15 protein-coding genes are annotated in these 23,590 nt (G+C 45.5%); 7 read left to right on the forward strand and 8 right to left on the reverse strand.

Going from position 1 to position 23,590, the window contains the following annotated elements; translation table 11 throughout:
• Positions 1–36 precede the first annotated feature (36 nt).
• Complete coding sequence (torD, locus tag BCT34_RS00145) at positions 37–684, reverse strand: molecular chaperone TorD (protein WP_076652705.1); 648 nt, start codon at positions 682–684, stop codon at positions 37–39.
• 285 nt (positions 685–969) lie between these two features.
• On the opposite strand from torD, the gene torR reads away from it, so the two are divergent.
• Positions 970–1,683: a two-component system response regulator TorR gene (gene torR, locus BCT34_RS00150; RefSeq protein ID WP_076652702.1), complete on the forward strand. Its 714-nt coding sequence runs from the start codon at positions 970–972 to the stop codon at positions 1,681–1,683.
• Positions 1,684–1,781: 98 nt separating this feature from the next.
• Here torR and elyC read toward each other — a convergent pair whose 3' ends face one another.
• Positions 1,782–2,633, reverse strand: coding sequence for an envelope biogenesis factor ElyC (gene elyC / locus BCT34_RS00155; RefSeq protein WP_076652700.1), 852 nt, complete (start codon positions 2,631–2,633; stop codon positions 1,782–1,784).
• 115 nt (positions 2,634–2,748) lie between these two features.
• Between elyC and cmoM the strand changes: the two genes are divergently transcribed.
• From cmoM to fdhF, 5 genes are all read left to right on the forward strand, one after another.
• Positions 2,749–3,534 carry a tRNA uridine 5-oxyacetic acid(34) methyltransferase CmoM gene (gene cmoM, locus BCT34_RS00160; RefSeq protein ID WP_076652697.1) on the forward strand — a complete coding sequence of 262 codons (786 nt, stop codon included), beginning with the start codon at positions 2,749–2,751 and terminating at the stop codon, positions 3,532–3,534.
• Positions 3,535–3,659: 125 nt separating this feature from the next.
• The gene (mukF, locus tag BCT34_RS00165) at positions 3,660–4,997 is read left to right on the forward strand and encodes a chromosome partition protein MukF (protein ID WP_076652694.1); all 1,338 of its coding nucleotides are present in this window, start codon (positions 3,660–3,662) and stop codon (positions 4,995–4,997) included.
• Positions 4,978–5,778, forward strand: coding sequence for a chromosome partition protein MukE (gene mukE, locus BCT34_RS00170; RefSeq protein WP_076652692.1), 801 nt, complete (start codon positions 4,978–4,980; stop codon positions 5,776–5,778). The genes mukF and mukE overlap by 20 nt, the downstream gene beginning before the upstream one ends.
• A complete protein-coding gene (mukB, locus tag BCT34_RS00175) occupies positions 5,775–10,235 on the forward strand; it encodes a chromosome partition protein MukB (protein ID WP_076652689.1) in 4,461 nt (1,486 codons plus the stop codon). The genes mukE and mukB overlap by 4 nt, the downstream gene beginning before the upstream one ends.
• A 318-nt stretch (positions 10,236–10,553) precedes the next feature.
• Positions 10,554–14,792 carry a formate dehydrogenase subunit alpha gene (gene fdhF, locus BCT34_RS00180; protein WP_076652687.1) on the forward strand — a complete coding sequence of 1,413 codons (4,239 nt, stop codon included), beginning with the start codon at positions 10,554–10,556 and terminating at the stop codon, positions 14,790–14,792.
• Positions 14,793–14,907: 115 nt separating this feature from the next.
• Here fdhF and BCT34_RS00185 read toward each other — a convergent pair whose 3' ends face one another.
• The 6 genes from BCT34_RS00185 to BCT34_RS00210 form a co-directional block, all read right to left on the reverse strand.
• Complete coding sequence (locus BCT34_RS00185; RefSeq protein WP_076652684.1) at positions 14,908–15,888, reverse strand: alpha-L-glutamate ligase-like protein; 981 nt, start codon at positions 15,886–15,888, stop codon at positions 14,908–14,910.
• 3 nt (positions 15,889–15,891) lie between these two features.
• Positions 15,892–17,397: an inactive transglutaminase family protein gene (locus tag BCT34_RS00190; protein ID WP_076652682.1), complete on the reverse strand. Its 1,506-nt coding sequence runs from the start codon at positions 17,395–17,397 to the stop codon at positions 15,892–15,894.
• Positions 17,398–17,414: 17 nt separating this feature from the next.
• Positions 17,415–18,155, reverse strand: a complete 741-nt coding sequence (locus BCT34_RS00195) for an ATP-dependent zinc protease (RefSeq protein WP_076652680.1) — start codon at positions 18,153–18,155, stop codon at positions 17,415–17,417.
• A gap of 313 nt (positions 18,156–18,468) precedes the next feature.
• Complete coding sequence (cmoB, locus tag BCT34_RS00200; protein ID WP_076652678.1) at positions 18,469–19,440, reverse strand: tRNA 5-methoxyuridine(34)/uridine 5-oxyacetic acid(34) synthase CmoB; 972 nt, start codon at positions 19,438–19,440, stop codon at positions 18,469–18,471.
• Positions 19,441–19,621: 181 nt separating this feature from the next.
• Positions 19,622–20,350 carry a carboxy-S-adenosyl-L-methionine synthase CmoA gene (gene cmoA, locus BCT34_RS00205; RefSeq protein ID WP_076652675.1) on the reverse strand — a complete coding sequence of 243 codons (729 nt, stop codon included), beginning with the start codon at positions 20,348–20,350 and terminating at the stop codon, positions 19,622–19,624.
• 139 nt (positions 20,351–20,489) lie between these two features.
• The gene (locus BCT34_RS00210; protein ID WP_076652672.1) at positions 20,490–21,395 is read right to left on the reverse strand and encodes a DUF72 domain-containing protein; all 906 of its coding nucleotides are present in this window, start codon (positions 21,393–21,395) and stop codon (positions 20,490–20,492) included.
• A 296-nt stretch (positions 21,396–21,691) separates the two neighbouring features.
• Between BCT34_RS00210 and aspS the strand changes: the two genes are divergently transcribed.
• Positions 21,692–23,470 carry an aspartate--tRNA ligase gene (aspS, locus tag BCT34_RS00215; protein WP_019821025.1) on the forward strand — a complete coding sequence of 593 codons (1,779 nt, stop codon included), beginning with the start codon at positions 21,692–21,694 and terminating at the stop codon, positions 23,468–23,470.
• The last annotated feature ends 120 nt before the right edge of the window (positions 23,471–23,590 follow it).

The following is a 23,590-nucleotide window of genomic DNA, read 5'->3' on the forward strand; positions in this document are numbered from 1 at the left end:
CTTCGCAGTTGAATTCGGGCCTAGTCATCCAATAAACTATTCACCAGCTAAATATTGAGTGTCTAATTGACAGAATGCGAGTAACAAAGATGAGACAGATGCGTAGAAACCGAATTCATCAACGTCATGACATTTCACGTTGAACTTTGGTACCCAAGTAAGCAGTTGTTGTTCAATAAATTGTTGTTGAACGGCGAACGACGCTTCTAGCTCTTCTTCAAGATCAGTTTCGTTTGAACGAATGATCAAGTTACCGAGGAAGTCGAGTTCGATCGCAATATGGTCTGCAGGCTCTTTTAGATCTTGGTTTACGACTAAGTTGTGCTTAGCCATGATCTCTTCCATCTCTTTTGCTGGCTTATCATTCAAAAGGCCAGTTTCGCCGATATACATAGAAGCGTAAGGGAGAGCACCGTGTTTATCCGTCTTTAAGAAAAGATCGCAAAAGTCAGCGGAAAGTTCTAGTTGAGCATCTTCACGTGTTTGTAGGCGGTTAAGCGCATCGACTAACTTATCAATGGCTGGCTTTAGTGTTTCATTTTCACCTAAACCAGTTAGGAAAGAACGAATTTCAACAGAGTGGTAGTGATCGAGTTCTTCTTGAGTAAGCTCTTTTGCAAATAAGCTTGATAGCCACCAGTATATTTCTGCTCTTTGCTCGTTGAACGCTTTCGTATCTTTCATTTATTAGATCCTGACTGAGTCTTGTGATGTTACTTTTATGCATCTTGAAGTTACTTGGGCATAAGTACACCAAGGCTGAATAACAAGGTTATTTGCGAAACGCAAAGTTACTCGTTAGTAGTAATGCCTATATTGAATTGTGATGGACGATAAATAGCAAGGTTTAAGATTGTCTTGTATCAAAAAAAATCCATGTTTCTGGCTTTTATCTTATGTACCACTAGAATTGTTACTAGTTATGAATAGAATAGTCACTGAAACTATTAAATAAGAAAAGTGGTGTAGATGAGCTATCACGTATTAGTCGTAGAAGATGATGTGGTAACCCGCAGTAAACTGGTTGGATACTTCCAGAACGAAGGTTACACAGTGAGCGAAGCAGAAAGCGGTGCTCAAATGAGAAACGTGTTAGAAGAAAACAACGTTGACCTCATTATGCTGGACATCAACTTACCAGGCGAAGATGGATTGATGCTAACTCGCGAATTACGCAGTCAATCAGACATTGGAATTATTTTAGTTACTGGACGCACGGATAGCATCGACAAAATCGTTGGCCTTGAAATGGGCGCTGACGATTACGTTACTAAACCCTTCGAACTTCGCGAGTTATTGGTTCGAGTTAAAAACTTACTTTGGCGTATTTCTACCGCTCGTAAAACAGCAGCGGGCGCAGTAGAAGAAACATCAGATGAGTCTGTCGTTCGTTTTGGTGAGTGGACATTTGATATTCCTCGTCGCGCGTTAAGCAAAAACGGCGAGCCAGTGAAGCTGACTAAAGCTGAATATGAACTACTCGTGGCTTTGTCTTCTTACCCTAACCAAGTGTTAAGCCGCGAACGTATTCTCAATATGATCAGCCACCGAGTGGACGCGCCTAATGACCGTACTATCGACGTATTGATTCGTCGTATGCGTGCAAAAATGGAGTTCGATCCTAAGAACCCACAAATTTTTGTGACGGTTCACGGTGAAGGTTATATGTTCGCTGGTGATTGATTTCCTTCGGGGTTGTTTAGCAACGACATTTAACGCAAAAAGCCGAGACATCATTGATGTCTCGGCTTTTTTATTGCTCGATACTTTAGGTGATTAGCTTATTGGGGTTGCGCTGCAGAAACCTCACTGTCTTCCTCTACTAAACTGGAAGCCTCTGGAATAACTGGCTCTTCAACGATGTCATTGCTTGTATCAAGCCAATCACGCAGGCTTTGCCAAACCAATCCCATAGTTTCGTGCCAGTAGCGCTCAGTTTGCTCAAGATAGATCGCTTTTGGCATGTATTTATTCCAAGGTTCGACAATCCCTTCTTGTGCAAGGAAGTTGGTTGGTGCCGGCAGTGGTTTCATACCTGCTGCATGGAACTCGTTCAGTGCACGAGTCATGTGGCTCGCAGATGTCACCAACACCATTCTTTTATTCTTAACGAACGCAGCGGCTTGGCGTGCTTCTTCCCAGGTGTCTTTTGCTGTTTCAAGAAGAATGATATCGGGCTTTGCAACACCAAGTGCTAGTGCAACTTTGGCCATCATTCTAGCATTGCTCACTTCTGTGCCTGCGCCATAGCCAGACAAAATGAGTTTTGCACCAGGGTAAAGACGTAGAATACGAATCCCTTCACTTAAACGCATCAGGCCTGTGCGGCTTAGTTCTGATGTCGGTGGAATTTGGTCATCTACGACGTGACCACTTCCGAGAACCATCACGTAATCGACGGTTTCATCGACAGGTAAAAAAGCGGTGTGTTGCCTTTCCATTGGCATTAAAAGTTGACTAGAAACTGGCTGGAAAGCGATAAGGAAAATACCACATAGGGCGGAAAGGGTGATTAGGCAACCAGTCTTCCTTTTGGTAGTAAACATCACTAGGGCTAAACCCAGAAAAGCGAGAATTAACATTGCTGGCAGTGGCATCAATAGCGAAGACACTACTTTTTTCAGCTCAAACATATCCGAATAGTCCGAAAAAACATCACTTAGTAGTAAAAAGAGACATCGCCTCTTTATTCCTGAAATTCCTGTGACAGAATAGCAGGCACGATAGGACATAATAACTCAAGTAGCCGTGACTGAAGACCGTAATTTCGACGATATTGCCCACAAATTTGCAAAAAATATTTACGGCTCTGACAAAGGAGAGATCCGTCAGATCATCGTATGGGAAGATTTAGAACAAGCTTTGAGCAAGTTTGAGCAATCAGCTTCGCCGTTGCATGTGCTTGATGCTGGGGGCGGTCTTGCGCAGATGTCGCAAAAAATTGCCGCACTCGGGCATAACGTTTTTCTGTGTGATCTTTCTTCTGAAATGCTGAAGCTAGCAGAAGAAAGTATCAGCGAAGCGGGTTTGCTAGAGCAGTATCGATTTATCCATTCTCCGGTACAAAAAGTGGCAGAGCATCTCGATGAGAAAGTCGATTTTGTGATGTTTCATGCCGTAATGGAATGGTTAGCTGACCCTAAAGAGGCGCTTGATTTATTACTTGAACAAGTTAAACCGGGTGGCGTTGCTTCGATAATGTTTTACAACCACCACGGATTAGTCCTGAAAAATGTGATTTGTGGCAACATTCCTCATGTATTGAATGGGATGCCACATCGAAAACGGTTTAAGCTGCAACCACAAAAAGGCTTGAAGCCGGAAGAGGTTTATCAATGGATAGAAGACGCTGGTCTAGAAATCTGTGGTAAATCAGGCATTCGCTCCTTTAGTGACTACATAGGTAATATGGAGTACATGGGCGATTACCAATTTGAAGATGTATTGGAACTAGAAAAACAGCTATGTCGCCAAGAGCCATATCTGTCGCTAGGCCGTTATATTCACGTTTGGGCTCAAAAACCTGCGCAATAACAGCGGTGAATGTGGTAAAAGAAGCCACAACACGCGCTATGCAATCGTAAGAAGCCCGCGTCATAAAGAAATAGGCGTCATATCTAATACATTCGATATGACGAAGAACAGTAACAGGAACCACAATGAGTGAAATGACTCAAACTGCCGAAGAGCAGCCAATTGATGAGTTGGTGGGCTGGGTCAAGCAGCATGATTTTTCATTAAACTTGCCACCAGAGCGCTTAGCATTTTTGATTGCTATCGCAGTACTAAGCAATGAAAGGTTCGATGAAGAGTTGGGCGAGGGTGAACTGCACGATGCATTTACCATTGTCACTCGACTGTTTGAAGATACCGGCGAAGCGTCTGCGTTTCGTGCCAACAATGCTATCAACGAGTTAGTTAAACAGAAGCTGATTAGCCGCTTTACTAGCGAAATCACCGACGGTGCGAGTATTTATCGCTTATCACCTTTGGCGATTGGTATTTCAGACTACTACTTACGTCACCGTCAGTTCTCTAAGTTAAAACTGTCTATCCAGCTTTCTATGGTTGCGGATGAAATGGCAAAAGCCATTGAAGCAGCTCAAGAAGGCGGAACTCCAGGACATTGGAGAAAGAACGTTTACGGCGTGCTCAAGTATTCTGTTGGTGAAATTTTCGATCAGATCGATCTTAACCAACGTGTTATGGATGAGCAGCAGCAAACCGTTAAGCAGCAAATTGCCGACCTTTTAAACAAGGATTGGCGAGAGGCGATTAATAACTGTGAAACCTTGCTTTCAGAAACCTCCTCAACGCTAAAAGAATTGCAAGACACCTTGCAAGCGGCGGGTGACGAACTTCAAACACAGATCCTCGATATTCAAGAAATTGTTTACGGTGACGATGAACTCGAGTTCGTTGGCGAAACTTTGTTTGGCTTGCAGATGAAGCTCGACCGAATCACCAGTTGGGGCCAGCAAGCGATCGACTTATGGATCGGCTATGACCGCCATGTTCACAAGTTTATCCGTACCGCGATTGATATGGACAAAAACCGTGCTTTTAGCCAACGCTTGCGTCAGTCGGTTACCGACTACTTTGATGCGCCTTGGTTACTGACCTTCGCCGATGCTGAGAAGCTGACAGATCTTCGTGATGAAGCGCTCGTGCTTCGTGATGACGAAGTGATGGGACAAGCGCCAATCGACGTAGAGTACGAAGAATTTGAGCAAGTGAATGACCTGCTTTCCGACCGAATTGCAGAGATGTTGAAAGCTCACAAACAGCAAGGCGCGCCAATTGATCTTGGCCTTGTGCTACGCGATTACCTCGCTGCACATCCTCGCACACACCATTTTGATTTAGCCAGAATTGTTGTCGACCAAGCCGTGCGCTTAGGTTACTCAGAGTCTGACTATCAGGCTATTCAGCCAGATTGGCAGGCAATCAACGATTTCGGTGCAAAGGTACAAGCAAATGTCATTAACAAGTACTGATGATTACATGCCAGAGAAACTGGTAAAAGCGATAGCGAACCCATTGTTCCCTGCGCTAGACAGCATGCTGCGTTCAGGTAAGCATATTTCAACAGAAGATCTAGATAACCACGCGTTACTGTCTGATTTTGAAGTTGAGCTTCAGCATTTCTACCAACGCTACAACACTGAGCTTGTGAAAGCACCGGAAGGTTTCTTCTACTTGCGTCCGCGTTCTACGTCGCTAATCGGTCGTAGCGTTTTGTCTGAGCTAGACATGCTCGTAGGTAAGGTACTGTGTTTCTTGTACCTAAGCCCAGAACGTCTTGCTCATGAAGGTATCTTCACCAACCAAGAGCTGTTTGATGAATTGATGTCGTTAGCGGATGAGAAAAAACTCATGAAGCTAGCAACCAACCGTGCATCGGGTTCTGACTTAGACAAAGAAAAGCTGTTTGAAAAAGTGCGTACTTCTCTACGTCGCTTACGTCGAATTGGTATGTTGATTGCGATTGGTGAAACAGGCAAGTTCCGTATCAGTGAAGCGGTATTCCGCTTTGGCGCTGACGTTCGTGTTGGCGACGATATGAAAGAAGCGCAACTGCGTCTTATCCGTGATGGTGAAGCTGTGGTTCATACCCAAGAGCCTAACCAAGGTAGCTTGTTGAATGAAGAGCAAGTGGAAGCCGTATCAGAAGCAGAAGTAGACGAAAACGGTCAACAAGACATTTTTAACGATCAAGCTGACTTTGACCTTGAGTCAAACGATGGCGAACAAACAAAAGTAGAAGGTGAAGCATGATTGAAAGAGGTAAGTATCAATCATTAACCATGGTCAACTGGAACGGCTTCTTCGCGCGTACTTTTGATATTGATGGATTGGTTACAACGCTTTCTGGCGGTAACGGTGCAGGTAAGTCGACCACAATGGCGGCATTCATCACAGCATTGATCCCTGACCAAAGCCTTCTGCATTTCCGTAACACAACGGAAGCGGGTAGCTCACAGTCATCTCGTGATAAAGGCCTTTACGGTAAGCTTCAACCTGGCGCATGTTATGCCGCGCTAGATGTAGTGAACTCTCGTAATCAGCGTCTATTGTTTGCAGTAAAACTGCAGCAAGTAGCGGGTCGTGATAAGAAAGTCGACATCAAACCGTTCGTTATTCAAGGCCTTCCAAGCCATGTTAAACCAACGGATGTATTGATTCAGAACGTTTCAGACAGCCACGCTCGTGTATGTCAGCTGAATGATGTGAAAGCGGCGGTAGCGCAATATGAAGGCGCTCACTTTAAAGCCTTCTCTTCGATTGTTGATTACCACTCACAGATGTTTGAGTACGGCGTAGTACCGAAGAAACTGCGTAACAGCAGCGACCGTTCTAAGTTCTACCGTCTGATTGAAGCATCACTTTACGGTGGTATTTCTAGTGCGATTACGCGTTCTCTGCGTGACTACCTTCTACCGCAGAACGGTGGTGTGAAGAAAGCATTCCAAGATATGGAATCGGCACTACGCGAAAACCGCATGACACTAGAAGCGATCAAGACGACTCAGTCGGATCGTGACTTGTTCAAACATTTGATCACTGAATCTACGAACTACGTGGCTGCGGACTACATGCGCCATGCCAACGATCGTCGTAACAAGCTTGATCTAACCATGAAGTTCCGTGGCGAACTGTTTGGCTCTCGTGAAACCTTGCTTGATCAGAACAACTTGTTGAACCGCGTTCAAGAAGAGCTTGAGCTTTTGGTGGATCAAGAATCGGCACTAGAGCAAGATTATCAAGCGGCTTCAGATCATCTTCAATTAGTTCAAACTGCACTTCGTCAGCAAGAGAAAATTGCCCGCTATAGTGAAGATCTAGAAGAGCTGAATGAGCGTCTAGAAGAACAAATGATGGTGGTTGAAGAAGCTCAAGAGCGAGTACTTCTCGCTGAAGAGCAGGCAACCATTACTGAAGAAGAAGTGGATAGCCTGAAAACTCAGCTTGCTGACTACCAACAAGCGTTGGATGTTCAGCAAACTCGCGCACTTCAATACCAGCAAGCGGTTCAAGCATTAGAGGAAACTAAGCAGCTACTTGGTGATGAATCGATTACTGCAGAAAGCGCGTTAACGTTGGTTTCTGAGCTAAAAGCTCAAGAAGAATCAAGCACTCAAAAGCTACTGTCTACTAAACATAAGCTAGACATGTCTTCTGCGGCTTCTGCACAGTTCGACAAAGCACTGTCTTTGGTTAAGAGCATCGTCGGTGACGTTGAGCGTAAAGAAGTGTCTAGCAGCGCTAAGCAAGCTCTAGAAAAAGGCCGTAACGCAAAACACGTTGTTGAGAACGAACAACAGTGGCGTGCTCAGCACCGCGATATGGCTCGTGATGTGGCTCAGCAGCGTCAAGCAAAAGAGCTGGCGACTGAATACCAAAAACAACATAACATCTCACTGACTGACGAAGCGGTTTTCGACGAAGAGCGCGAACGTCATGTTATGCAGATCGAGTCTCTTGAGTACGCTCAAGAAGATCTGCGTGAAGCGAAGAGTGAGCAACGTCGTGTACAACAAAACCACGACCAAGAGATTCAAAAACTTGAGTCCATTGCTCCTGCTTGGATCACGGCGAATGATGCGCTTGAAGCACTAAGAGATCAAACAGACGCTGAGCTAGAAGATAGCCAAGCGGTAATGACTCAAATGCAGCAAGTGCTTGAAGATGAGAAATCTCAAGCGGTAGCAAAAGATCAGTTGGCTAAGCGTCGAGCTGAACTTGAGCAAGAGATAGAGCGTTTAGCTTCACCTGGTGGTTCTAACGATCCTCGCCTGAAAGGCCTTGCGGATACGCTTGGTGGCGTGCTGCTTTCTGAGATCTACGATGACATCACGATTGGTGATGCACCTTACTTCAGTGCGATGTACGGCCCGGCTCGTCATGCGATTGTGGTATCTGATCTTGATGGTATTAAAGAGAAGCTGGTGGATCTTGATGATTGTCCAGAAGACCTTTACATCCTAGAAGGCGATGTCGACGCGTTTGATGACAGCTCATTCAATGCCGATGAGCTTGAAGGTGCGGTGTGTGTTCAACTGAACGATCGCCAAATGCGTTACTCGCGTTTCCCTGAGATCCCACTGTTTGGCCGTGCGGCTCGTGAACAGCGTTTAGAGAAATTGCGCGAAGAGCGTGATGTGGTGGTTGAGAACCACGCCAAAGCAGCGTTTGATTCTCAAAAACTGAATCGCCTATACCAAGCATTCAACAGCTTTGTTGCGAAACACCTGCACGTTGCATTTAATGCTGACCCAGAACAGGCACTTGCAGCTATTCGCGATAAGCGTAATCAAATTGTTCGTTCTCTGGCTGAACTTGATTCGAAAGAGCAACAACAACGTAGCCAGCTTCAACAAAGCAAACAGGCTATCGCGGCGCTTGATAAGTTAGCGCCAATGGTTCGTATTCTAGAAGACGAAACGCTAACTGAGCGTCTCGCTGAATTAGAAGTGCAACTAGAGCGCCTGAGCGAAGCGAAGTCTTACCTGAACACTCATGGTAAAGCCCTTACTTCTCTAGAGCAAATCGTATCTGCGCTAGATGCTGACCCAGAGCAATTCGAAGCTTTGGAAGTCGAGTACCGTCAAGCAGACAACGAGCTGCAAACGCTAAAAGGCAAAGTGTTCGCGCTGTCTGATTTGATTGAGCGTCGTCACTACTTTGCGTACGCCGATTCTGTTGATCTGCTTAACAAGAGCAGTGAACTGAGCGAGCAACTAAAAGCGAAATTGGTTCAAGCAGAACAAGCTCGTACTAAAGGTCGTGATGGCTTGAAACAAGCTCGTGAACAGATGAACCAGTACAACCAAGTATTGGCAGCACTGAAGAGTTCGCACCAAGCGAAGCAAGAGACTGTTCAAGAGTTCAAACAAGAGCTACAAGAGTTTGGTGTAAACGCCGATGAAGGCGCTGAAGAGCGTGCAGTGCGTCGTCGTGACGAGCTTCAAGAGCGTCTACACACCTCTCGTAGCCGTAAGAGCGAATACGAGCGTACGATTACGTCAACAGAACTTGAGATGAAAGCACTGGCTAAGCGTCTTAAGAAAGTTCAGAAAGAGTACACAGAGCTTCGTACCTTCGTGGTTGCAGCAAAAGCAGGTTGGTGCTCCGTACTTCGTTTAGCTCGTGAAAATGACGTTGAGCGTCGTCTACACAAGCGTGAACTGGCTTACCTAACTGCGGGCGAGCTTCGCTCTATGTCGGATAAATCGTTGGGTGCATTGCGTTTGGCAGTAGCTGACAATGACGACCTACGTGATGCGCTGCGTTTATCTGAAGACAACGCACATCCAGAGCGTAAAGTTCTGTTCTACATTGCGGTTTACCAACATCTTCGCGAGCGTATTCGCCAAGACATCATTCATACGGATGATCCGGTTGAAGCAATCGAAGAGATGGAAGTTGAGCTAGCTCGACTAACTGAAGAACTGACGCAGCGTGAAAACCGCCTAGCGATCAGCTCTGAGTCAGTAGCAAGCATCATTAAGAAAACGATTCAGCGCGAGCAGAACCGTATTCGAATGCTGAACCAAGGCTTGTCTAATATTTACTTTGGTCAGGTTAAGGGCGTTCGTCTGAACGTTAAGATCCGTGAAAGCCACGAAATCTTGCTGTCAGGCCTAGCGACTCAGCAAGAGCAGCACAAAGACTTGTTTGAATCAACGCGCTTTACCTTCTCTGAAGCAATGGCGAAGTTGTTCCAACGTGTGAACCCACATATCGATATGGGTCAACGTTCTCCGCAAGTTCTGGGTGAAGAGTTACTGGATTACCGTAATTACCTAGAGTTAAGTGTTGAAGTAAACCGTGGTTCAGATGGTTGGCTACAAGCGGAATCGGGCGCTCTGTCTACGGGTGAGGCGATCGGTACTGGGCAATCTATCCTACTGATGGTCGTTCAGAGTTGGGAAGAAGAGTCTCGTCGACTTCGTAGTAAAGACATCGTTCCATGTCGCTTGTTGTTCCTTGATGAAGCAGCTCGTTTGGATGCGAAGTCTATCTCTACGTTGTTTGAACTGTGTGACCGTCTAGGTATGCAGCTTCTGATTGCTGCACCTGAGAACATCAGCCCAGAGAAGGGTACAACGTATAAACTGGTTCGTAAGGTCTTCAAAGATCACGAACATGTACACGTTGTTGGTTTGCGAGGTTTTGCTCAAAACAAACCTGCATCTCCAGTGCAAGAGCTGATTGAAGAAACTGAGCAATAAGCTCGATAGCGATTCAACGATACTAATTCATAGCCCCTAATCATTAGGGGCTTTTTAGTACCTAAGTCTAGCGTTCTGCAATTGTTCTAACTCCCTTTGTGCAATCCACTTAATATACTTCGTGTCTAGCCCTCTTTGACTTGCTGATAAGACCACTCATACATTAGGGTTAATCTCAATGGAACTTGTTTGAAGTCACACGCACAAAACCACAAATAATGTATGGTAATGGTATGACAGTAGTGTCTACACACTGCTGAACGACTAATTAGTATTTTTGAGCGTGACTATTACGCAAACTGGAAGGTAGGACTCAATATGATTCAAATCGTTATTGATGGGAAATTTCGAATCGTCGAACAAGGACAAACCGTACTTGAAGCGGCAAAAACATGTGGTTTAGAGATCCCATCATTATGTGGTTTGAACAAAACAGCGGATAAAGTACCGTGTGATTTGTGTGTCGTTGAAGTTGATGGTGTCGGCGTGACTCGTTCTTGTGAGCTTGAAGTATCCAATGGTTTGAACATCACCACTCAATCAAAACAGCTAACGACTCATCGCCAAGATGCGTTGAACCGCATCATGACTGATCATTACGCCGATTGTGAGGCTCCATGTCAAACTGCGTGTCCTGCTGGCGTCGATATCCAATCTTACCTGCATCATATTGCTCAAAATGATCACATCAAAGCGATTGAAGTGATCAAAAAGACGTTACCGATGCCGCTCTCGATTGGACGCGTTTGCCCTGCTTTCTGTGAAACCGAATGTCGTCGTAACTTGGTCGATGAATCCATCGCGATTCGTCAACTCAAACGACATGCAGCCGATGCGGATCTAGCGGCTCAAGAGAGCTATATGCCAGCTAAGAAACCAAATAAAGGCAAAAGCATTGCGATTGTTGGTAGTGGCCCCGGTGGTCTTACGGCGGGTTATTACCTATCTAACGAAGGGTATGATGTCAGTGTTTATGAGTCGATGCCTCAAGCGGGCGGTTGGCTGCGTTACGGCATTCCTGAATATCGCTTACCTAAGTCGATTCTAGATAAAGAAATCGAACTGATGTGCCGTAATGGGATGGCAGTTGAGTGTGACAAGAAGCTCGGTGTTGATTTTACTTTATCGGATTTAAGCAACGATTTTGATGCAGTTTGTCTAGCCGTTGGCGCATCGCAAGCAGTTGAAATGAATTATCCAGGTAGCGACCTTGGAGGTTGCTATTTAGGTGTTGATTACTTGAAAGATTATGTCACCGATAAACAGTTCACTACGGGCAAAAAAGTGGCGGTCATTGGTGGTGGTAATACGGCAATTGACTGTGCTCGAACCGCAGTGCGTGATGGTGCAGACACTACGCTGATTTATCGTCGAACTCGAGATGAGATGCCAGCCGAAGATTACGAAATCGAAGAGGCTGAACATGAAGGCGTTAAGTTTCACTTCTTGACTAATCCTGCGGAAAATATAGCCGATGAGAATGGCCATGTATCAGAAATACGATTAGAGCGTATGGCCTTGGGACCAGCAGATGCTTCAGGTCGTCGTAGCCCTAAACCAACTGGCGAGTTCTTTGTCGAAGCGTTTGATACGGTTATTGCTGCGGTTTCGCAAAAGCCAGACTTAAGCTTTATGGACAATGAAGCGATTGATATTCCTCTTACCCGTTGGAATACCGCAGATGCTGATCCGCAAACCATGCACACGGGTACAGGTAACATCTTTAGTATTGGTGATTTCCGACGTGGCCCTGCGACAGCGGTGGAAGCGGTGGGGGATGGCCGTATTGCTGCACAAGCGATCGATCGCTTCTTCAATGGCGACATGGATAATATTCCGGCGAAACCGTTTAATTCACGAAAGCACAAACAGCTAAAAGAGGTGGATCCTGAGCAGTACAAGTCGATACAGCGCATAGCTCGTAAAATCATGCCAGAGCTAACACCCGAGCAGCGAGAGCAAAGCTTTGAAGAAGTAGAAACCGGATTTGATAATGCCGATGCAATCGCAGAAGCCGCAAGATGTCTAGAGTGTGGTTGCCAAGCTAATACTGATTGCGACCTTCGTGATTACTCGACTGAGTACAAGGCAACTCAAACGCATCCTGAATACAAGATCGATATCGCTTCGAATGAGAGTTGGCAGGCGATTCGCGCTGAAGAAGCGAAGGTCGGTCTAACAAGACAAAAATTTGCCGTTGATGACAGCTCAGAATTTATTGTCTTTGATGCTAACCGTTGTATCAGTTGTGGACAGTGCATCCAAGCATGTCGTGAGCAGAATGTTCATGGCGTTCTAAGCTTCATGAACCAATCCGATGGTAAGCCTGCATCAAGACCAGAATGTCGCCCGAATTTCGGGGCTAACCAGACTTTGATGGGCGATTCGAACTGTGTTCAATGCGGCTCTTGTGTTCAGGCGTGTCCAACCGGTGCGATGGTCGATGCCAGAGATAGAAAGCAGGGCGACACTGACGTACTCAAGAAAGTCGATACTATCTGCACCTATTGTGGCGTGGGTTGTAAGCTCACAATGCATGTTGATGAGCAGAAAAACAAAATCCGCTATATCGAAGGCGGTGACTCTTCAGTTAATGAAGGTATGTTGTGTGTTAAAGGGCGATTCGGCTTCGATTTTGTGGGCAGCGATGCACGTTTAACCACGCCATTAATTCGTAAAGATGGCTGGTTGCAACCTGCAAGTTGGGATGAAGCCGTTAAGCTCATAGCTGAAAAGTTTACCGCGATTAAACAAAGCTTTGGCAGTAACGCTTTAGCGGGTTTCTCATCGGCTAAAACCACCAATGAAGATAACTATGCGTTCCAAAAATTCATTCGCCGTGAACTTGGCACTAACAACGTCGATCACTGTGCACGCCTTTGTCACGCGTCTACTGTTACTGGTTTAGAGGCTTCGCTGGGTAGTGGAGCGATGACCAATGATATTCCAAGTATAAAACACTCAGATGTGATCTTTATTATTGGGTCAGATACTACTTCCGCGCACCCAATTATTGGCTCGCACATCAAACAAGCCGTGAGACATGGTGGAGCGAGGTTGATCGTTGCTGATCCAAAACGAATCGATATTGCTGATCATGCTGAGCTCTATCTAGCGCACAGGCCGGGTACCGATGTGATGCTAATTAATGGTGTGATGCAGCAGATCATTAAACACGGTTGGTATGACCAAGAGTATATCGAAGACCGCGTTGATGGCTTTGATACCTTGCTACAAGAGGTGATGTCACCAAGCTACTCCTTAGATAAGGTAGAACTTGTGACAGGCGTGAAAGCCGAAGATATCTTCGCGATGGCGCGCTTAATTGGCACTGCAGAACGCACAGCGGTGTATTACTCGATGGGTATTACGCAACATACCACGGGTCACGATAATGTACGCTCAATCGCTAACCTGCAACTCTTGTGCGGTAACATTGGTATTGAAGGTGGTGGTATCAACCCTTTACGTGGTCAATCTAATGTTCAGGGTGCGTGCGACATGGGTGCTCTGCCAAACAATCTTCCGGGTTATCAAAAAGTGTATAACCCAATGGTGCGTCAAAAATTCGCGATGGAGTGGGGCGTTTCTGACTTACCGGCTGAAACTGGTTTAACGCTGACCGAAATTATTGATGGGGCATGCCATCGAGATGTGCGTGGTCTGTACGTAATGGGCGAGAACCCAGTGTTGAGTGACCCGAACCAAGCGCATGTGATTGAAGGTCTTGAAGCGTTAGATTTCTTAGTCGTTCAAGATATTTTCTTAACCGAAACCGCACAATATGCTGATGTGGTTCTGCCGTCTTGCTCGTTTGCTGAAAAGTCTGGTCACTTTACCAATACTGAGCGTCGTGTTCAGCGTATCAACCCAGCAGTGTTACCTCCGGGTGAAGCGAAAGAAGACTGGGTGATTACCCAAATGCTGGCCAATGCAATGGGCGGTGGTTGGGACTATAAAACCGTCGCTGATATCACCAATGAAATAGCACGTGTAACGCCACAATATGGTGGTTTACGTTGGGAAAACATCACGGTTAATGGCGTGCAATGGCCGAGTAACAAGAACAACCCTGACGGTACCCGTATCATGCACCAAACTCAGTTCACTCGTGGGCGCGGCCAAATGGAAGCGATTCCGTTTCGATATGCCGCTGAGCTACCAGATGCGGAATACCCGTTAGTGTTAACGACTGGCCGCATTCTTGAACAGTTCCACACCGGCACCATGACACGTAAAACCAAAGGGCTGGATAACTTAGCAGGGCCGCGTGCCATGGTGAGTGTTTACGATGCCGAAGCACTAGGTATTTCGAATGGTCAGATGCTGAAGGTGTCAACACGTCGTGGTGAAATCGAAATCGCAGCGTTTGTGACTAAGCGAATGCAAAAAGGTGTGGTGTTTATTCCATTCCATTTTGTGGAATCGCCAGTGAACCGCCTGACGACAACGGCAACCGATCCTCATGCCAAGATCCCTGAGTTTAAAGTGGCGGCGGTGCGCATTGACCCCATTCGTGAGCCTGAGAGTGAAGTAACAGAGGCCTCGTCAAATTAGCTAGGTTAAGACGGCAGGCATTAAAAAGCCGCGTAACTCTCAGAGTTATGCGGCTTCTTTATCGGGTTAGATTCAATATGAATTACTAACTCAGTTATTTTGTTTCTAATTTAGATTAGCTTGGAAGAATTTCGCTTCCGTGCACACCAAATTGTTTGGCGGCGTAGGCAACACGCTCCGCTGGTTTTGGGTATTCAGCCGGTGTGCCCAGGTTTTCAATATGATGCAAGCGAGGTAACAAACCCGCGCCGTTTGCAATCTGAATGGCTAGTCCAGGACGAGCGTTTAGCTCAAGTACCATAGGGCCTTCTTCTTGGTCTAAAACCATGTCAGTACCCATGTAACCAAGGCCAGTCATCTCCCAAGCGCTTGATGCAAGTGTTAACAGTTTTTCCCAATGCGGCACCTGTAGTAGCGCCAACTCTTTACCCGTATCTGGGTGGTGAGTCACTGGGTGGTCAAACTGAACTGCACGAACGGCTTTACCAGTCGCGATACAAATACCTACGCCCACAGCACCTTGGTGTAAGTTAGCCTTACCATCAGAAGCTGAAGTAGATAGACGCATCATCGCCATTACAGGGTAGCCCTTGAATACGATGATTCGTACATCGGGTACGCCTTCGTAACTGAAACCGTCAAAACATTCGTCAAACTTGATGAGGTTTTCAACGACGGCCACATCGTTCTTACCACCGAGAGAGAAAAGTCCCGCGAGTGCGTTACTGATGTGACGCTCTACGTCTTCCTCATTGATAGTCGAACCCGATGGCTTGGTGTAAACGCCGTCCTTGTGAGAAGTCACAACAAGGATACCTTTACCGCCACTGCCTTGAGCTGGCTTGATTACAAAACCTGGCCACTCTTTTACCATCTTGTGGATTGATTTTACTTCAGCTTGATGACCAATCACACCAATCAGTTTTGGCACAGTAGCGCCAGCCTGTTCAGCAATGATTTTAGTCTTAAGCTTGTCATCAACGAGCGGATACTTGGAACGATCATTGTAGCGACCAATATAACTATGGTTACGCTTGTTCATTCCCATTATGCCTTTGTCTTTCAACCTAAACGGTGAAGTAAACTGATCAAACATAACTTAGTCCTCCGCTAGCGGTTTAAAGCGACGAAGCTCGGTTAGACGGTATCCTGTGTAGTTACCTAGTAGCAAGATGGTCGCTAGAATAACAAGTTGTAAACCAATAAAGTTAAACGTTAAGTGTTGAATGAACGGGTTAGTCATGCCTAAGTAAACAAGAACTGCGGTGAATAGAGAGCCACCACCTTGTAGCATTACTTCTTTTGCGCCTTCTTCTTCCCATAGGATAGACATACGTTCGATAGTCCAAGATAGGATAATCATTGGGAAGAACGTAATGGATAGACCTTCAGTCAGACCAACTTTAAACGCGACCACAGTAAACACAGAGATTATCATTATTACCGTGATGATTACGGCGGATATCCTGGCGACCAGAAGCAAGTTGAGTTTGGACAAGTAGCTTCGAATAATTAGACCCGTACCTACAATCAGTAGGAAGCCGACAATACCCGTTACCAGCTGTGTTTGTACAAAGGCTACTGCAATCAGTACAGGCATGAACGTACCAGACGTTTTCAAACCGATGATGACACGTAGGAACACAACAATCAGAGCACCGATAGGAATCAGCATGATGGTTTTAAACATCGCTTGCTCTTCTAGCGGCAGGCTGTGAATGGAAAGGTTTAAAAGTTGATCAGCAGATACTTTACTGTTGGTTGCTTCGGTAGGCGTCACTTCTTGAGCAATCATAGAGAAGTGAACTTTACTGTTCTGACCGCCGACAACGTCTAGTAGAGATACGTTTGATTCATCCCAAATCAGTAGGTTTGGTTGAACTTGCTGTTCGCTTGATTCTGGAGAGAATAGAACCCACTCATCGTTATCCCAAATTTGGTTCATTTGTTGGATAGATTGACGACGACGTCCATCTTCAAGCTCGATAACACCAACGACTTTATTGTGGATGTTTGCTGCTGAAAGTAGCTTGTGTGTCGCTTCCACTTTGCTCATGTTATTCAGTATCAGCGCAGAGTTTTGGCTGTCTGGATCATTAAGCGTTTTGATGAGCTCGCGAGTGAATGTAATGTTGTCTGCTGAGCGTTTGGTTGCTCGGTCAATCAATGCCGCTGCTGCCGCTTCTTCTGGACCGTCAAAGCTTGGTTGCGAGACTTCACCCTCTGGTGGGATAGCATCAACTTTCGCTTGGTTATCGACGAGGAATTGCGTTTTGTAGTAGATGGTTTGAGGGCCATCAGCGTGGCGGATAGACCACTCAGCACGGCGACCTGACTCAGTGTTCAAGTAAGAGATGCCGTAACCTGGTGATGAAGCTGATTCACCAATAAGTGTGTAATTAGACTGAGTATGAGGAGCCGCTAGTGAAACCTTTGCTTCTTTGCCAACTGCGTTAAACTCGATACGAGCTTCAATGTCCCAAACCTGTCTGGTTTCCCCAGGAGTCCAAGGAACGCCGTAGGTCGTATGTCTGAACATACTCAGTGTTATACCTGCCACGATAAGCAGGAATATAGAGATATAAAATGGAATTCTTGACGTCATAGCTTACCCTACTATTGTTATTTAACTTCCGTTTGTACGTACTTTTTACTTACATCCACTAGCGCTATGTCTTTGATAAATTCGCGCCCCAGTAATACAGGGTGACTCATTTGAGAGCGATCCGCCAATGTAAATTGCGCTTTTTCATGGATTTTTCCAACTTTCACCCATAATTCGATCACAGCTCGACGTTCTGCTTGATCATTGGTCGATTGACGGATTTTCACATAACGTACAACAGGCGCTTCAATCCATTTTTGGTCTTCTTTAGATTGGGCTTTGTCGTCAAGGTGGAATTTAACCCAGTTCTTGCCGTTACGTTCGAATTCTTTGATATCGACAGCGTTTAAAGAAGAGGTGGTTGCGCCAGTATCCACACGTGCATCAAAGCTCTGTTTGATAGAGTCGATAGACACTTTTTCGATGCCACCAAGGATAGTTGGTTGTGATGTGGGAGCGATAGGGGCAACGGCAACCGCGACAGGTTCTTCTTCCTCTAGCTCTTCAATGACTTTGTGTTCCATGCTCGTTAGATGGACATCTAACTGCTTAGATAGGGTAGTAATTTCGTCTTCTAAGCTTTCAATATAATCACTTTGATTGCTTAGTTGCAGTTCAAGATTTTGAACCTTATTTGCGATGTTTGTCTCTGAGCGGGAAATAGCGTCGAGAGTTTCTTGGTGGTAGGCCGCACCGTTAGTAAGGGTACAACCAGAGAGCAAACCAACCGCCACAATAGGCGATAATCGCTTAAACATAAAAAAACCTTTGGAAATTAGAGAATAGTTCAGACTATTTAGAAGTTTAGCCCACAAAAAAGGATGCGTGAAGCATCCTATTGTAAGAGTCTGGTCATATTGAATAGCAATGTGAGCGCTACGCCAATTATTGTTATTTGAAATAGCTCACTTATTAAACATAAGTTAATTTTTGTTCAATTCGTGAGCTCATGAAGCAAATTTTACCACGATATAAGAGATGTTTTTTTGACCATAAAAGCAATGGTCTTGCCTACCCAATCAGGCTTCTGTTTTCTTTATTCAATACGCGACGGTTTTGTGGGCAGAGAATCTATGGCTTTGTTGCTACCAAAATTGCACGTCTTGGGGCTGGGTGACCTTCAACTGTTTTATTTGGATCATTCGGATCTAGGTAATCTGGAAGCGAGTTGTGTGTCATCCATTCTGTTGTGCGCTGCTCACCAATCGTTGTGACATTTTCGTCAACGATTCGCACGTCTTTAAAACCAACTTGCTCAAGCCAGCGTTTCAGTGCGCGAGCAGAAGGGAAGAAGTAGACGTTCCTCATTTGCGCATAGCGGTCAACCGGAACCAGTACCGCATTTTCGTCGCCTTCGATAACCAAGGTTTCAAGAACCAATTCACCGCCAGACACCAATTGGTCTTTCAACTGAATCAGGTGATCAAGCGGTGAACGACGGTGGTAAAGCACGCCCATGCTGAATACCGTGTCGTAGGCTTCTAGTTTTGGCAGCTGCTCAATACCTAGAGGTAATAGGTGAGCTCGTTGGTCATCACCCATCAACTTACGAATTGCTTCAAACTGAACCAAGAATAGGTGAGAGGGATCGATACCAACCGTTAAGCGAGCACCTTCACCTAGCATGCGCCACATGTGGTAACCATTACCACAACCCACATCAAGCACAGAGCGGTTTTTCAATGGCGAAATATGTGGAAGCACACGATCCCATTTCCAGTCACTGCGCCACTCGGTATCGATATGGATGTCGTGAACCGTGTAAGGACCTTTTCTCCATGGGTGGAACGTCTTTAATAGGCTTTCAAGCTTTTTGAGTTCACCTGTGTGAAATGGCGTTGAGTTGCCAATTGTCACTGAATTTTTCAGGTCAATTTGGTCTGGCACACCTTGTGGGATCTTGTTTAGTGCACGTAACCAGCGGTCGAAGTCGCCGTGCTCTGCATTTTGCCAATCTGTTAACTGTTGTGGAAGAATATTCAGCCAAGGTTGCAGGCGTGTATCTTGGGCAATGAGTTGGTAAAAATTGGCAAAATTAAACATAGTTTTTCACTGAGTTAATAGGATCAATAAACCCTAAAATAAAAATTAAATTTGTCATTCCCTACAGTGAGGGACGAACATGATAGGGAATCTCGGTTTATCGTACTTGATAGAGATCCCCAACTCGCTCGTTCCTAGCTCTTGAGGATGACGTTTAGTTCGAGCTGATTGGGTATGTGCGCTATTTAATCGCGAACATTGAACCAAAGTTGAAACATTGGAACCAGACTTCGCTACTTGAGAAGCCGATCTTGTTAAATCGCTCTTTGTGCACTGGGATTGAGTCCGGGCGCATCACATTTTCAATCGCGCTTCGTTTTTGGCTGACTTCTAGCTCGCTGTATCCGTTAGCACGCTTGAAATCATGGTGCAGGTCGATAAGTAGTTCGTTTGAGCTTTCATCTTCGAAGACGTATTTTTCAGATAGGATTAAAATCCCGCCCGGGCGCAAACCTGCATGAATCTTCTCGAGCAGAGCGTATCGATCGTCCGGAGATAAAAATTGAAGCGTAAAGTTAAGCACGACAACGGAAGCATCTTTGATTTCCACTTCGCGAATATCGGCTTCAATCACTTCTACTGGTGTGTCACTACGGTAAGCATTGACGTGCAATTTGCAGCGCTCAACCATGGCTTCAGAGTTATCGATAGCGAAAATCGTGCAGCCTTCTTGCTGAATGTGACGACGCATAGAAAGTGTCGCAGCCCCAAGAGAGCAACCAAGGTCGTAAATATTTGAATGTGGCTTTACAAAACGTTCAGCCAACATGCCGATTGCAGAGATGATATTGCTATAGCCAGGCACCGAACGTTGAATCATATCCGGAAATACTTCAGCAACCCTTGCATCAAAGGTGAAGTCTCCAATTTTATCAATAGGAGCGGAAAAGATATTGTCTGTGTTGCTCATGGCATTTTCTCTCGACAGTCAGCGTAATTGGCACAAAATTCGTACCAAATAAAAGGGGGCGTATTTTACGTAAAAAAAGCGCGGCTGTCACGAAAACTGAGATTTAGCTCAAGGTTCGAAGTGACTTATAGGTGAGGGGCTAAAACATCGAAATTTGATTATTGCCCTTTTGTGCTGGGAATTGAGCCAGGTCGGGTAATAATAATGACGTATTTTCAGACACTTGCTTTTGTAGCCGCTCGTAAATAGCAATCGCTAGTTCAGGTGCATGATTATTGTCTGGGGTGTGAATCATTAAATAGGGTTGTTTGCCTTCACTCAGCCAAGTTGGAATTTTGCTAAACCAAGGTTTGAAAAATTCAATATTAGGCTCTTGGTCGGGGTGACCAATAAATCGAATCATCGGGTTATTGGCTGTCGCAATGGCATGAACGGGAACTCGTGGCTTTTTCTGGTGCGCATCGATGACTGCTTCTGTGGTTGGTGGTGCAGAGAAAACGGGACGGCTGTCCATAATGATACGATTGATACCTTCCTCAACCAACCATTGGTTGAAGCGTTTTTCCGCAACCCCTTTATCAAAGAAACCTAAGTGGCGAACTTCCACGCCAAGCTGCATACCTTTCGGGAACAAGGTGCAAAACTTTTGCAGGGTAGGCAGCATGCTAGGTTCAAAACTGTGTGGCAGCTGAATCGTCCATTGACCAATACGGTCGTGCAGAGGTGACATGGCCATTAAGAACTCTTTGAGTTCAGCTTGGCAATGCCTAAGTTGCTGCTGGTGAGTGATGAATTTGGGTAATTTGAAGGTGAACCTAAAATCATCGTGACTAGCGGCTTTCCAATTATGAACGGTAGACATACTGGGTGTAGCGTAAAAGGTCGTGTTGCCCTCAACGGTATGAAAAACTTGCGTGTACTTATCTAAGCGCTCGGCAGGCTTGGTTCCCTTACCATAGAATTGACTTTGCCACTCAGAGTGAGACCACATGGTTAATCCAAGTCTTAGAGGTAAAGTGTCCATCGTTTTTACACCATTAGTCATCACATTACTGCTTTTAATCGAAATGAAAATCTACTGTACGAGAGTTTTGCTGATTAAGGTACTTTCGAGATATAATTAGCGCAATTTTTTCGGTTTTGATGAATCTTTGCGCACTTGATGAGCTAAAAAGCAGCAAAGCCAGATAAAACACAATAAATTCGAATGTGGAAGGTCGATTTTAAGCGAGTTTCCGCGTATAAATGATTCCTTGCTTTGTTAGGTAAAAGGCTCTGTAGGGCTATTTGACACCTACAGCTTGGAAATTAGTAAATTATTAAGAGATTGGGAAATTCATTATGCGTACCCATTACTGTGGTAACCTGAACAAGTCCCTGGCGGGACAAACTGTAGAATTGTGCGGCTGGGTAAACCGTCGCCGTGATTTAGGCGGTCTTATCTTTATTGATATGCGTGATCGTGAAGGCATCGTTCAGGTTGTTGTCGATCCAGATATGAAAGATATCTTCCCGATCGCTAACCAACTGCGTAATGAATTCTGTATCAAGTTTACTGGTGAAGTACGTGTTCGTCCGGATAGCCAAGTAAACAAAGACATGGCTACTGGTGAAGTAGAACTTTACGCGACGGGTCTAGAGATCATCAACCGTTCAGAAGCGCTTCCACTAGACTTCAACCAAACGAACTCTGAAGAGCAGCGTCTTAAGTACCGTTACATCGATCTTCGTCGTCCAGAAATGAGCGACCGTATCAAGCTTCGTGCACGTGCTTCTAGCTTCGTTCGTCGTTTCCTAGATGAGAACCTATTCCTAGACATCGAAACGCCAGTACTAACAAAAGCGACACCAGAAGGTGCTCGTGACTACCTAGTACCAAGCCGTGTTCACAAAGGTAGCTTCTACGCACTTCCTCAATCTCCTCAGCTGTTCAAGCAACTGCTGATGATGTCTGGTTTTGATCGTTACTACCAAATCGTTAAATGTTTCCGTGATGAAGATTTACGTGCTGACCGTCAGCCTGAATTTACTCAAATCGATATCGAAACATCTTTCATGACTTCTCAAGAAGTACGTAACGTGACTGAGAAGCTTGTTCACGATATGTGGAAAGAACTTCTAGATGTTGAACTAGGTCAATTCCCAGTAATGCCTTTCTCTGAAGCGATTCGTCGTTTCGGTTCTGATAAGCCAGATCTACGTAACCCACTAGAGCTAGTTGACGTTGCTGACTTGGTTAAAGACGTTGAGTTCAAAGTGTTTTCTGGCCCAGCTAACGACGAAAAAGGTCGCGTAGCGGTTATTCGTGTTCCAGGTGGTGCTAAGCTAACTCGTAAGCAAATCGACGGTTACGCTGAACATGTAAACATCTACGGCGCGAAAGGCCTAGCTTGGATGAAGGTTAACGACCGTGCTGCAGGCATGGAAGGTATTCAATCTCCAGTTGCTAAGTTCCTAAGCGAAGACGTAATTAACGGTATTCTAGATCGCACTCAGGCTGAATCTGGCGATATCATTCTGTTCGGCGCAGACAAAGCGGGCATCGTTGCTGAAGCAATGGGCGCACTTCGTCTTAAACTAGGTACTGATCTAGAGCTAACAGACACATCAGCATGGGCTCCACTGTGGGTTGTTGACTTCCCAATGTTCGAAGAAGACGGCGAAGGTAACCTACACGCAATGCACCACCCATTCACATCGCCACTAGGTGTGAACGCGGAAGAGCTTAAAGCGAACCCAGCAGCAGCAAACTCTGATGCATACGACATGGTAATCAACGGCTACGAAGTAGGCGGCGGTTCTGTACGTATTCACAACGCAGAAATGCAAACAGCGGTATTCGGTATCCTAGGTATCGAAGAACAAGAGCAACAAGAGAAGTTCGGTTTCCTTCTTGAAGCGCTTAAGTACGGCACGCCACCACACGCAGGCCTAGCATTCGGTCTTGACCGTCTAGCAATGCTGCTTTGTGGTACTGAGAACATCCGTGACGTTATCGCATTCCCGAAAACAACAGCTGCAGCATGTCTACTAACAGATGCGCCAAGCCTAGCGAACCCAGCATCACTGGAAGAACTAGCAATCGCAGTTAAATTGGCTGAGAAGAAAGAGCAAGCGTAAGGCTGTTATCTTTTCTTATTGATGAAGAGATCCTAGTTGATAGAGAGCTCTTAATTAGCCAAGACTTGCCAGTAAATTAGAAAATGCCCGTTAATTTGACGTAATGCCGTTCGGATAAGC

Origin of the sequence: Vibrio sp. 10N.261.45.E2 (genome assembly GCF_002875705.1) — a bacterium.
GTDB lineage: Bacteria > Pseudomonadota > Gammaproteobacteria > Enterobacterales > Vibrionaceae > Vibrio.

Bases quoted from the DNA above. Each gene is read 5' to 3' on its own strand.
- torD (WP_076652705.1), bottom strand. From the start codon at position 684: ATGAAAGATACGAAAGCGTTCAACGAGCAAAGAGCAGAAATATACTGG.
- fdhF (WP_076652687.1), top strand. From the start codon at position 10,554: ATGATTCAAATCGTTATTGATGGGAAATTTCGAATCGTCGAACAAGGA.
- BCT34_RS00190 (WP_076652682.1), bottom strand. From the start codon at position 17,397: ATGACGTCAAGAATTCCATTTTATATCTCTATATTCCTGCTTATCGTG.
- BCT34_RS00195 (WP_076652680.1), bottom strand. From the start codon at position 18,155: ATGTTTAAGCGATTATCGCCTATTGTGGCGGTTGGTTTGCTCTCTGGT.
- cmoA (WP_076652675.1), bottom strand. From the start codon at position 20,350: ATGAGCAACACAGACAATATCTTTTCCGCTCCTATTGATAAAATTGGA.
- mukE (WP_076652692.1), top strand. From the start codon at position 4,978: ATGTCATTAACAAGTACTGATGATTACATGCCAGAGAAACTGGTAAAA.
- mukB (WP_076652689.1), top strand. From the start codon at position 5,775: ATGATTGAAAGAGGTAAGTATCAATCATTAACCATGGTCAACTGGAAC.
- aspS (WP_019821025.1), top strand. From the start codon at position 21,692: ATGCGTACCCATTACTGTGGTAACCTGAACAAGTCCCTGGCGGGACAA.
- cmoB (WP_076652678.1), bottom strand. From the start codon at position 19,440: ATGTTTAATTTTGCCAATTTTTACCAACTCATTGCCCAAGATACACGC.
- torR (WP_076652702.1), top strand. From the start codon at position 970: ATGAGCTATCACGTATTAGTCGTAGAAGATGATGTGGTAACCCGCAGT.
- BCT34_RS00185 (WP_076652684.1), bottom strand. From the start codon at position 15,888: ATGTTTGATCAGTTTACTTCACCGTTTAGGTTGAAAGACAAAGGCATA.
- BCT34_RS00210 (WP_076652672.1), bottom strand. From the start codon at position 21,395: ATGACTAATGGTGTAAAAACGATGGACACTTTACCTCTAAGACTTGGA.
- elyC (WP_076652700.1), bottom strand. From the start codon at position 2,633: ATGTTTGAGCTGAAAAAAGTAGTGTCTTCGCTATTGATGCCACTGCCA.
- mukF (WP_076652694.1), top strand. From the start codon at position 3,660: ATGAGTGAAATGACTCAAACTGCCGAAGAGCAGCCAATTGATGAGTTG.